The sequence below is a fragment of the Pseudescherichia sp. genome (genome assembly GCF_031987975.1).
Classification (GTDB): domain Bacteria; phylum Pseudomonadota; class Gammaproteobacteria; order Enterobacterales; family Enterobacteriaceae; genus Pseudescherichia.
The window spans coordinates 16,674-28,565 of the sequence record NZ_DALZYX010000018.1 but is presented as its reverse complement, the minus strand read 5'-3'; the positions used below and the strand labels follow the sequence as shown (position 1 = coordinate 28,565).

8 protein-coding genes and 1 tRNA gene are annotated in these 11,892 nt (G+C 58.5%); 5 read left to right on the top strand and 4 right to left on the bottom strand.

The genetic code is table 11. The features are described from left to right. Nucleotides 1-2: 2 nt before the first annotated feature. A tRNA-Gly gene (locus RTN40_RS20340) sits at nt 3-78 on the bottom strand. A gap of 195 nt (nt 79-273) precedes the next feature. Next, entirely contained in the window at nt 274-819 is a 546-nt protein-coding gene (orn, locus tag RTN40_RS20335; protein ID WP_312214447.1) for an oligoribonuclease, read from the bottom strand. A gap of 94 nt (nt 820-913) precedes the next feature. On the opposite strand from orn, the gene rsgA reads away from it, so the two are divergent. From rsgA to mscM, 3 genes are all read left to right on the top strand, one after another. Further along, complete coding sequence (gene rsgA, locus RTN40_RS20330) at nt 914-1,966, top strand: small ribosomal subunit biogenesis GTPase RsgA (protein WP_312229949.1); 1,053 nt, start codon at nt 914-916, stop codon at nt 1,964-1,966. A 98-nt stretch (nt 1,967-2,064) separates the two neighbouring features. Further along, a complete protein-coding gene (gene asd, locus RTN40_RS20325; RefSeq protein WP_312229948.1) occupies nt 2,065-3,030 on the top strand; it encodes an archaetidylserine decarboxylase in 966 nt (321 codons plus the stop codon). 36 nt (nt 3,031-3,066) lie between these two features. Then, the gene (gene mscM, locus RTN40_RS20320) at nt 3,067-6,399 is read left to right on the top strand and encodes a miniconductance mechanosensitive channel MscM (protein WP_312229947.1); all 3,333 of its coding nucleotides are present in this window, start codon (nt 3,067-3,069) and stop codon (nt 6,397-6,399) included. Between the two features lie 36 nt (nt 6,400-6,435). On the opposite strand, the gene yjeM is transcribed toward mscM, so the two are convergent. Both yjeM and epmA read right to left on the bottom strand, forming a co-directional pair. After that, the gene (gene yjeM / locus RTN40_RS20315) at nt 6,436-7,938 is read right to left on the bottom strand and encodes a glutamate/gamma-aminobutyrate family transporter YjeM (RefSeq protein ID WP_312229946.1); all 1,503 of its coding nucleotides are present in this window, start codon (nt 7,936-7,938) and stop codon (nt 6,436-6,438) included. Between the two features lie 212 nt (nt 7,939-8,150). Then, a complete protein-coding gene (gene epmA, locus RTN40_RS20310; protein ID WP_312229945.1) occupies nt 8,151-9,128 on the bottom strand; it encodes an elongation factor P--(R)-beta-lysine ligase in 978 nt (325 codons plus the stop codon). 240 nt (nt 9,129-9,368) lie between these two features. Here epmA and frdA point away from each other — a divergent pair, with 240 nt between their 5' ends. Together frdA and RTN40_RS20300 are read left to right on the top strand one after the other, a co-directional pair. Then, nucleotides 9,369-11,159 (top strand): fumarate reductase (quinol) flavoprotein subunit, encoded by a 1,791-nt coding sequence (frdA, locus tag RTN40_RS20305; protein ID WP_312229944.1) that lies wholly within the window; start codon nt 9,369-9,371, stop codon nt 11,157-11,159. Beyond that, the gene (locus RTN40_RS20300) at nt 11,152-11,886 is read left to right on the top strand and encodes a succinate dehydrogenase/fumarate reductase iron-sulfur subunit (RefSeq protein ID WP_312229943.1); all 735 of its coding nucleotides are present in this window, start codon (nt 11,152-11,154) and stop codon (nt 11,884-11,886) included. Before frdA ends, RTN40_RS20300 begins: the two co-directional genes overlap by 8 nt. Nucleotides 11,887-11,892: the final 6 nt, after the last annotated feature.

Genomic DNA, 11,892 nt, shown 5'->3' with positions numbered 1-11,892 from the left:
TTTGGAGCGGGAAACGAGACTCGAACTCGCGACCCCGACCTTGGCAAGGTCGTGCTCTACCAACTGAGCTATTCCCGCAAACTTGTTGCTGTCGTAACGTCAATTTCTCATCGTTACGGGAGGCGCATTATACGAGAAATCCTTTTAGCTGCAACCCCCCTGAAAGCGAATTTTGCGAAATTAAGTTTGAATGCTGCAATATTCGACACATTGTCTATTTTCACAGCAAATCACTTTTCGTAGGCCCGGCAGACGGTCCGCCGGGCATCCTGCTTAAAGCTTAATAAAGTTCTCGCGATAGTAGACCAGCTCCGCCACGGACTCGCGGATATCATCCAGCGCCTGGTGAGTATTCTGCTTTTTCAGGCCATCCAGTACCTCTGGCTTCCAGCGCTTAGCCAGCTCTTTCAGCGTGCTGACGTCAAGGTAGCGATAGTGGAAGTAGGCTTCCAGCTCGGGCATATACTTAAACAGGAAGCGACGATCCTGGCCGATGCTGTTGCCGCAGATAGGGGATTTTCCCGCCGGGACCCACTCCTTCAGGAAGGCAATGGTCGCCAGTTCAGCCGCACGATCGTCCTGGGTACTGGCCTTAACCCGCTCCACCAGCCCGCTACCGGTATGGGTGCGCACGTTCCACTCATCCATCAGCGCCAGCTGTTCGTCGGACTGATGCACGGCAATCACCGGGCCTTCCGCCAGAATATTCAGGTTGGCATCGGTGACCAGGGTTGCGATCTCAATAATGCGATCGCGCTCGGGATCCAGCCCGGTCATCTCCAGATCGATCCAAATCAGGTTGTTTTCATCTGCACTCATGCTATTTTCCACCCATCTCGCACGACTATAATTATCTAAATTAGCATCTATCATAGAGGTTTTGCCCACCAGGGGCGACCAGGAGTCAGTACGATTGAGTAAAAATAAACTCTCCAAAGGCCAGCAGCGCCGTGTGAAAGCAAACCACCAGCGTCGGCTTAAAACGTCTACGGAGAAGCCGGACTACGACGATAACCTGTTTGGCGAGACCGCCGAAGGGATCGTTATTAGCCGTTTTGGTATGCACGCCGACGTTGAAGCCGCCGACGGCGACGTCCACCGCTGCAACATCCGCCGCACTATCCGCTCGCTGGTAACCGGTGACCGGGTTGTCTGGCGTCCAGGCAAGGCCGCTGCTGAAGGGGTTAACGTAAAAGGTATCGTTGAGGCAGTGCATGAGCGCACGTCGGTGCTGACCCGCCCCGACTTTTACGACGGGGTAAAACCCATCGCTGCCAATATCGATCAGATCATTATTGTCTCTGCCATTCTGCCGGAGCTGTCGCCTAACATCATCGACCGCTATCTGGTAGCCTGTGAAACGCTGGACGTGGAACCGCTCATCGTGCTCAACAAGATTGACCTGCTGGATGACGAAAGCAGAGCCTTTGTGGACGAGCAGATGGATGTCTACCGTAAGATTGGTTATCGCGTGCTGATGGTCTCTAGTCATACACAGGACGGCTTAAAACCGCTGGAAGAGGCGCTGACCGATCGCATTAGCATCTTTGCTGGTCAGTCCGGCGTCGGCAAATCGAGCCTGCTGAACGCTCTGCTGGGGCTCCAGGAGGAGATCCTGACCAACGATGTCTCTGACAACTCGGGGCTGGGCCAGCACACCACCACGGCGGCGCGGCTCTATCACTTCCCGCACGGTGGGGATGTGATCGACTCCCCCGGCGTGCGTGAATTTGGTCTCTGGCACCTGGAGCCGGAACAAATCACCCGCGGCTTTGTCGAATTTCACGACTATCTCGGCCACTGTAAATACCGCGACTGTAAGCATGCCAGCGATCCCGGCTGTGCGATCCGGGAAGCCGTTGACAGAGGTGAGATTGCTGAGACGCGGTTTGAAAACTATCACCGCATTCTGGAAAGCATGGCGCAGGTAAAAACGCGTAAAAGCTTTTCTGAATCCGACGACTGACAATTAAGCTGAGCATCGCTAAAATCGTCCCCTTTTTTTAAGGGTCCGCCGCTGCGTTGCGGATCAGGAACGACCAAAAAACTAGCCTGGAGGCTACCTTGTTAGACTCATTTAAACTTTCGCTTCAATACATTCTGCCTAAACTGTGGCTCACTCGCCTCGCGGGCTGGGGCGCAAGCAAACGCGGGGGATGGCTGACCAAGCTGGTCATCGACCTGTTCGTCAAATACTACAAGGTCAATATGCAGGAGGCGCAGAAGCCGGACACCGCCAGCTATCGCACCTTTAATGACTTTTTTGTCCGCCCGCTGCGCGACGAAGTCCGCCCGCTGAATACCGACCCCAGCGTGCTGGTGATGCCTGCCGACGGCGTGATCAGCCAGCTGGGCCGCATCGAAAACGACAAGCTGCTGCAGGCCAAAGGCCATCACTACAGCCTGGAAGCGCTGCTGGCCGGTAACTATCTGCTGGCGGACAAGTTCCGTGACGGTAGCTTCGCGACCACCTATCTGTCGCCGCGCGACTATCACCGCGTACACATGCCGTGCAACGGCATCCTGCGCGAGATGATCTACGTGCCGGGCGATCTCTTCTCGGTTAACCACCTCACCGCGCGCAACGTGCCGAACCTGTTCGCCCGTAACGAGCGCGTTATCTGCGTGTTCGACACCGAGTTTGGCCCGATGGCGCAAATTCTGGTGGGTGCGACCATCGTTGGCAGCATCGAAACCGTCTGGGCAGGCACTATCACACCGCCGCGCGAAGGCATTATCAAACGCTGGACGTGGCCGGAAGGCGAAAGCGAAGGTGCTGTGGCGCTGCTGAAGGGCCAGGAGATGGGTCGCTTTAAGCTCGGCTCCACGGTGATCAACCTCTTCGCACCGGGCAGCATTGCGCTGGCAGAGCATTTAGAGAGCCTGTCGGTGACTAAAATCGGCGAGCCGCTGGCCTACTCTACCGAGGCCGTTGCCCCAGACGTCTCTCCTACCCCGTTGCCGCAGGAAGAGATTGACGCCGAGCACGAGGCCAACCCGATGGTAGACGACAACAAAGATCCAGTTTGATTTAACAAAGATTTAATTTCACAAAGGTAGAGCAACGTGCGCCTGATTATCGCATTTCTGATGGCCTGGTGCCTCAGCGCGGGGGCGTACGCTGCGACGATCCCCGACGCCAAACAGATCACCCAGGAGCTGGAGCAAGCCAAAGCGGCCGCCGCCTCGCCAGAGCAGGCAGAGACCGTCGAGACGCTCCAGTCCGCGCTGAACGCCCTTGAGGAGCGTAACGGTTCCCTCGAACGCGCCAAACAGTATCAGCAGGTCATCGACGACTTCCCTAAACTCTCCCAAACGCTGCGCACCCAGTTCAGCAGCCTGCGCGACGAGCCGAAAGCCGTTCCGGCGGGTATCTCCACCGATGCGCTGAACCAGGAGATCCTCCAGGTCAGCAGCCAGCTGCTGGAAAAAACGCGGCTTGCCCAGCAGGAGCAGGAGCGCGCCCGGGAGATCAACGACTCTTTAAGCCAGCTTCCGCAGCAGCAGACCGACGCCCGTCGCCAGCTGAGTGAGGTAGAGCGCCGCATCGGTACGCAGACTGGCACAACCGCGTTGGCCCAGGCGCAGACTTTGAGCGCGCAGGCGAACTCTGCCAGGCTAAAAGCCCAGGTTGACGAGCTGGAGCTGGCCCAGCTGTCGGCGAACAACCGTCAGGAGCTGGCGCGGATGCGCTCCGAGCTAGCCCAAAGGCAGGCCCAGCAGTTAGACGCTTATTTACAGGCGCTGCGTAATCATCTCAACAGCCAGCGTCAGCGCGAAGCTGAGCAAGCGCTGGAGAGCACCGAGCTGCTGGCAGAGAATAGCGCCAATCTGCCTGCGGGCATCGTTGACCAGTTCAAAATCAACCGCGAGCTGTCGCAGGCGCTCAACCAGCAGGCCCAGCGGATGGATCTGGTTGCCTCCCAGCAGCGCCAGGCGACAGGTCAGACGTTGCAGGTCCGCCAGGCCCTGAATACGCTGCGCGAGCAGTCCCAGTGGCTGGGCGTTTCCAACATGCTGGGCGATGCGCTGCGCGCCCAGGTGGCCCGCCTGCCGGAGATGCCGAAGCCGCAGCAGCTGGATACCGAGATGGCCCAGTTGCGAGTACACCGCATGCACTATGAGGATCTGCTCAACAAGCAGCCTCAGCTGCGCCAGATCCGCCAGGCGGACGGCCAGCCGCTGACCGCCGAGCAGAGCCGCATTCTTGAGGCGCAGCTGCGTACCCAGCGTGAGCTGCTCACCTCCCTGTTGCAGGGGGGCGATACGCTGATCCTCGAGCTGACCAAGCTTAAAGTCTCCAACAGCCAGCTTGAGGATGCGCTGAAAGAGGTCAACGAAGCTACCCATCGCTATCTCTTCTGGACCGCCGACGTCAGCCCGATGACGCTCAGCTGGCCGATTGAGATTGTCCAGGATCTGCGTCGCCTCATCTCGCTGGATACCGTAAACCAGCTCGGCAAGGCAACGATGATGATGCTGACCAGCAAGGAGACGTTGCTGCCGCTGTTTGCCGCGCTGGTGCTGGTGGGCTTCAGCGTCTACTCCCGCAAGCACTTTACCCGCTTCCTGGAGCGCTCCAGCGCGAAGGTGGGCAAGGTGACCCAGGATCACTTCTGGCTCACGCTGCGCACGGTGTTCTGGTCGATCCTCGTCGCCTCTCCGCTGCCGGTGCTGTGGGCGACGCTCGGCTACGGCCTGCGATCCGCCTGGCCCTACCCGTTGGCCGTAGCGATTGGCGATGGCGTCACCGCCACCGTGCCGCTGCTGTGGGTAGTGATGATCTGCGCCACCTTCGCCCGCCCTACCGGCCTGTTTGTTGCCCATTTCGGCTGGCCGCGTAGCCGGGTCGCACGCGGGCTGCGCTCCTACCTGATGAGCATCGGCCTGATCGTGCCGCTGATTATGGCGCTGATCATGTTCGATAACCTCAACGACCGCGAGTTCTCCGGCTCTCTTGGCCGTCTCTGCTTTATGCTGATCTGTGGCGCGCTGGCCGTGGTAACGCTGAGCCTGAAACGCGCCGGGATCCCGCTCTACGTCGATAAGACCGGCAGCGGCGACAATATGGTTAACCATATGCTCTGGAACCTGCTGATGAGCGCCCCGCTGGCGGCGATGCTGGCGGCTGCCGTGGGCTACCTTGCAACCGCCCAGGCGCTGCTGGCCCGTCTGGAAACCTCGGTAGCGATCTGGTTCCTGCTGCTGGTGGTGTATCACATCATCCGCCGCTGGATGCTGATTCAGCGCCGCCGTCTGGCCTTCGACCGCGCAAGACAACGCCGGGCAGAGATCCTGGCCCAGCGCGCCCGTGGCGAAGAGGAGCAGGCCCACTCGACCAGCACGGAGGGTACGGTAGAGGTGGATGAGAGCGAGCTGGACCTGGATGCCATCAGCGCCCAGTCGCTGCGGCTGGTGCGCTCGCTCCTGATGCTCATCGCCCTGCTATCAGTGATTGTGCTGTGGTCAGAGATCCACTCGGCGTTTGGCTTCCTGGAAAATATCTCCCTGTGGGACGTCACCTCAACGGTACAGGGGGTAGAGAGCCTGGAGCCGATCACCCTTGGTGCGGTGCTGATCGCCATCCTGGTGTTTATCATCACCACCCAGCTGGTGCGCCACCTGCCGGCCCTGCTGGAGCTGGCGCTGCTTCAGCACCTCGACCTGACGCCGGGGACAGGCTACGCCATCACCACCATCACCAAGTATCTGCTGATGCTGTTTGGCGGCCTGGTGGGCTTCTCCATGATCGGTATCGAGTGGTCAAAACTGCAATGGCTGGTAGCCGCCCTTGGTGTGGGATTAGGTTTTGGTTTACAGGAGATCTTCGCCAACTTTATCTCCGGCCTGATCATCCTGTTTGAGAAGCCGATCCGCATTGGCGACACCGTGACCATTCGCGATCTCACCGGTAGCGTAACGAAGATCAATACCCGTGCGACGACCATCAGCGACTGGGACCGTAAAGAGATCATCGTGCCGAATAAGGCGTTTATCACCGAGCAGTTTATCAACTGGTCGCTGTCGGATTCGGTGACGCGTGTGGTACTGACCGTTCCCGCGCCCTCTGATGCCAACAGCGAAGAGGTTACCCAGCTGCTCTACACTGCCGCCGAGCGCTGTACGCTGGTGATCGATAACCCGCCGCCGGAGGTCTTCCTGGTGGATCTGCAGCAGGGGATCCAGCTCTTTGAGCTGCGTATCTACGCCGCCGAGATGGGCCACCGGATGCCGCTGCGCCACGAGATCCACCAGCTGATCCTGCAGGGCTTCCGCGAGCACGGCATCGACCTGCCGTTCCCGCCGTTCCAGATGCGTCTGGAGTCGCTCGACGGCAAACGCACCGCCAGAACGCTAAGCTCTGCCGGACGCGGCCAACGTCCATCGGGCAGTCTGTAAGAACTACGCCGCAGCTTAATCGCTGCGGCGTTTTTTTTAGCGAGGTGACAACCCACCCACGCGGCTAATACGCCGCTGGTAGCGCTCATAAAGCCCCAGTGCCAGCAGCGAGAAGAAGATCGGCCCGCCCGCCATCCACAGGGCGCTACTCAAATCCCCTTTTTCAATCACCGGCTCAATGACCGTAAAGATATTGGCGAAGGCCACCAGCAGTACAACTACGGCAGTCATCCCCAGCGTCGTACTGCGAGATTTAAAGATTACAAACGGTCGATGCAGATCCGTTTTAGCCTTAAAGAAGGGAAACGCCAGGGCCAGGAAAAGGTAAGGCAGCGTCATGGAGACGTTCGCCATCAGGGTCACTTTGTTATAAAACGCGGATGCCGTGCCGCCGCCAAACGAGACCAGCAGGATAATCAGGCTCACCAGCAGGCACTGTAGCCACATCGATGTTTCGGGCATCCCGCTCTTATTTAAACGCGTCATCGGCGCGGGCCACATCTCTTTCGGCGTACCCTGGATAATCGCCTTCAGCGGAGAGTAGATCAGCGTAAAGAATGCCCCCGTATAGGCGAGGAACATCGACAGCCCGGTTATTCTGGCAAACCAGACGCCGGTCAGGCTGGCCGCCTCAGGCGACAGATGCAACGCGTTACCCAACGTCGTGCCCAGACTCTGCATCAGCACGTAGGTAATGTTACCCAGGTTGGTGGAATCGGTGCTCAGTACCTGCTGCCAGTTGGTGCTAACGCCCCACAGAATAATGGCGAGGGAGTAGCCGATAGAGATCACAACGGCAGCGAAGATGATCCCTTTGGCAAAGTTTTTTTCCGAGTTTTCGGTCTTATCCACCAGGCCGCCTACCGCCTCAATGCCGCCATAGGCAAACAGGGCAAACACCATAAACGACAGCATAGAGAGATCGGAGTGATAGCCTGGATTCGGCGAGGCGGTGAAGTTGATCGCCTCGGCAAAGTGCCCGCCGTTGAGCAGTAAGATAGCGATGCTGGCAAGAAGGAGCACCAGGTTAAGACACATTACGGCAATCCCGCCGACGGCGGTGACTTTGGCGATCTTGTTAATGCCTTTTGCCGCGACAAAGGTCACGCCCCCCATCCAGACGACGGCCAGAATACCCACCACCTGCGTGGGTTGCAGGCCAGCGACGTGCCAGCGCTGCGTCATATCCGCGCCAACGATAAAGGTGGAGAAGGGAACCCACACCTTCGCTGCGGTACTCACCATCCAGATGACGTATGATGAAAACCACATAAAGGTGCCGATAAATGCATAGCGTGGCCCCACGCTGTTCTCCATCCACGAGTAGATACCGCCCTCCTCCTTACGGTAGGCAGCCCCCATCTCAGCCATCATTAAGGCAAAGGGAATGAAGAAGAACAGAGCCGCAAAAATATACCAGGGCGTGGCGCTGTGTCCCATCAGGTAAAACGCGCTGGCGCTGTTGGCGAAGCCAAAAACCGACGTAAATATCATGAGAACAAGCCCCATCAGGCTCATCTTTTTGAGATTGTCGCTCATAGATCTATCCATGTTGTCTGGTGAAAGAGAGAGGGTAAAAGAGTTACCCAAACGAACGGCTGGATAGTAACAAAGCGGTAGGTTTAAATTGTGACTTCAGGAGAGAAAGCAAAAGATGAAGTGGGCAATTAGCACGAAAAGTAATATTTTATTTTGCACTAGTGCTGCAATACCGTAGGCCGGGCAAGCAGAGCGCCGCCCGGCCATAACAATCAGGCGCGATCGACCGAAAAGGCCAGCACCTCGGCCAGGGTTTCGGTACCCAGAGCCAGCATCACCAGGCGATCGATCCCCAGCGCCACGCCAGAGCAGTCCGGCAGGCCAGCCTCTAACGCCCCCAGCAGGTTGTAGTCGATGGGCTGCTGCTCCAGGCCCATGGCTGCGCGCTTGCGGTTATCCTGCTCAAAACGCTGCTGCTGTTCACGTGCATCGGTCAGCTCATGGAAACCGTTCGCCAGCTCCATACCTTTGAAGTAGACCTCAAAGCGCTCTGCCACGCGGTGATCTTCAGTGCTGATCTGCGCCAGCGCCGCCTGGCTTGCCGGAAAGTGATAGACAAAGGCCGGGCGATCTTTGCCAATGTGCGGCTCCACGCCCATGGTAAAGAGCAGCTGTAGCAGCGTGTCCCGATCCTCTTCCCGATCGGCGATATTGCTGAGATCCAGCTTTGCCGCAGCGTCACGCAGCTGCTGCTTATCGGCGGAGAGCGGGTCGATATCCAGATGACGCTGGAACGCCTGCTGGTAGGAGAGCGAATCCGCCGCCGGGCAGTCCAGCACCTGTTGCAGTAGATCATCGACCTCATTCATCAGGCGGTACATGTCATAGTGCGGGCGGTACCACTCCAGCATGGTGAACTCGGGGTTATGATGACGTCCCATCTCTTCATTGCGAAAGCTGCGGCACAGCTGGAACACGGGACCACAGCCAGCGGCCAGCAGGCGCTTCATATGGTACTCCGGGCTGGTCATCAGATAGAGATCCAGCCCCTGTGAGTGGCCCGGGCCAACAAAACGGGTTTTAAACGGGAACAGATGAACGTCCGTTACCGTCGCCTGGCTCATGCAGGGCGTCTCCACCTCCAGCACGCCGCGATCGGTAAAGAAACGGCGTATCTCGGCCATTATTGCTGCGCGTTTCAGCAGGTTAGGAATAGATGCGCTCGGCCGCCAGGCTGCCGTTTCACTCATGGTGTGTTCTCCGATGTCAGACAAGGGCACGAAGTCTACTCGACGGGGAACCCTGAGACAAATTCTGTGCGGCAGATTTACGCAATCAGAACCCTTTTTCGTGACGGACCAGAACAAAAAACGGCCGCAAAGAACGGCTAAAAAATCGAACACGTCAAATTTCCCTCCGATCCCTGAGGTTATACTGGCGTACCCATAAAGGAGCAGTGGAACTGTTTACAGCCAATCTGGAGGAATGTCGTGCACACTTTTCAAGCCGATCTCGTCGTCATAGGCGCTGGCGGCGCGGGTTTACGCGCTGCCATAGCGGCCGCCCAGGCGGATCCCAATGCAAAAATCGCCCTCGTCTCAAAGGTCTATCCCATGCGCAGCCACACCGTGGCAGCCGAGGGCGGCTCCGCTGCCGTCGCACAGGATCACGACAGCTTTGAGTACCATTTTCACGACACCGTAGCCGGCGGAGACTGGCTATGTGAGCAGGACGTTGTTGACTACTTTGTCCGCCAGTGCCCGACGGAAATGACCCAGCTTGAGCTGTGGGGCTGCCCGTGGAGCCGGCGTTCGGACGGCAGCGTCAATGTACGCCGCTTCGGCGGGATGAAGATCGAACGTACCTGGTTCGCCGCTGATAAGACCGGCTTCCACATGCTCCATACCCTCTTCCAGACCTCTCTCCAGTTCCCGCAGATCCAGCGCTTCGATGAGCACTTTGTGCTGGACATCCTCGTGGACGACGGCCAGGTTCGTGGCCTGGTCGCCATGAATATGATGGAGGGCACCCTGATGCAGATCCGCGCCAATGCGGTGGTGATGGCTACCGGCGGTGCGGGGCGTGTCTATCGCTATAACACTAACGGCGGCATTGTCACCGGCGACGGCATGGGGATGGCGCTCGCCCACGGCGTGCCGCTGCGTGATATGGAGTTCGTGCAGTACCACCCCACTGGCCTGCCCGGCTCCGGCATTCTGATGACAGAGGGCTGTCGCGGTGAAGGTGGCATTCTGGTCAACAAAAACGGCTACCGCTATCTGCAGGACTACGGCATGGGGCCGGAGACGCCGCTGGGCGAACCGAAAAACAAATATATGGAGCTGGGGCCGCGCGACAGGGTCTCTCAGGCTTTCTGGCACGAGTGGCGTAAGGGCAACACCATCCCTACACCGCGCGGCGACGTGGTCTATCTCGATCTGCGCCATCTTGGCGAAAAGAAAATTCTCGAGCGTCTGCCCTTTATCTGCGAGCTGGCCAAGGCCTACGTTGGCGTCGATCCGGTCAAGGAGCCGATTCCGGTCCGTCCGACTGCTCACTACACCATGGGCGGCATTGAGACCGACAGCCAGTGCGAGACCCGCATTAAGGGATTATTCGCCGTAGGCGAGTGCTCCTCGGTCGGCCTGCACGGCGCTAACCGTCTCGGCTCAAACTCGCTGGCGGAGCTGGTAGTCTTTGGCCGCCTGGCTGGCGAGCGCGCTATTGCGCATTCTCGTGCCGTGGGCAAGGCTGCCGATAGCGCCCTGACCGCTCAGGCGGTTGATGTAGAGCAGCGTCTGAAAGCGCTGGTTAATCAGCAGGGCAACGAGAGCTGGGCAAAAATCCGCGATGAGATGGGCCTGTCGATGGAAGAGGGTTGCGGCATCTATCGCACTCCAGAGCTGATGCAGAAAACCGTCGATAAGCTGGCGGAGCTGCAGGAGCGCTTTAAGCGTGTGCGGGTTACCGATACCTCCAGCGTTTTTAATACCGACCTGCTCTATACCATTGAGCTGGGGCACGGTCTGAACGTCGCCGAGTGTATGGCCCACTCCGCGCTGGCCCGCAAAGAGTCACGCGGGGCGCACCAGCGTCTGGACGAGGGCTGCACCGAACGTGACGACGTCAACTTCCTTAAACATACCCTCGCCTTCCGCGATGCTGACGGCACGACGCGCCTTGATTACAGCGATGTCAAAATCACCACGCTGTCGCCAGCGAAACGCGTCTACGGCGGGGAAGCGGAAGCCGCCGAGAACAAGGAGAAGGCGAATGGCTGAGATGAAAAACCTGAACGTTGAGGTGGTGCGCTATAACCCGGAAGTGGATCCCGCCCCGCACAGCGTTTTTTATGAGGTTCCCTATGATGAGCAGACCTCGCTGCTGGACGCACTGGGCTACATCAAAGATAACCTTGCCCCCGACTTAAGCTACCGCTGGTCCTGCCGCATGGCTATCTGCGGATCCTGCGGCATGATGGTTAACAACGTGCCGAAGCTGGCCTGTAAAACCTTCCTTCGCGACTACGTGAAGGGCATTAAAGTGGCGGCGCTAGGGAACTTCCCGATTGAGCGCGATCTGGTTGTGGATATGACCCACTTTATTGAGAGCCTCGAGGCCATCAAGCCCTACATTATCGGCAATCCTCGTACGCCGGAGCAGGGTCCTAACCGCCAGACGCCAGCGCAGATGGCGAAGTATCACCAGTTCTCCGGCTGCATCAACTGTGGGCTGTGCTATGCCGCCTGCCCGCAGTTTGGCCTGAATCCAGAGTTTATAGGTCCGGCGGCCATTACCCTGGCCCATCGCTACAACGAAGACAGCCGCGACCATGGCAAGCGGGAACGTATGGCACAGCTGAATGGCGAAAACGGCGTCTGGAGCTGTACCTTTGTCGGCTACTGCTCTGAAGTCTGTCCAAAGCATGTCGATCCGGCGGCGGCCATTCAGCAGGGCAAGGTTGAGAGTTCTAAAGACTTTCTGATCGCCACCCTGAAACCACGCTAAGGAGCG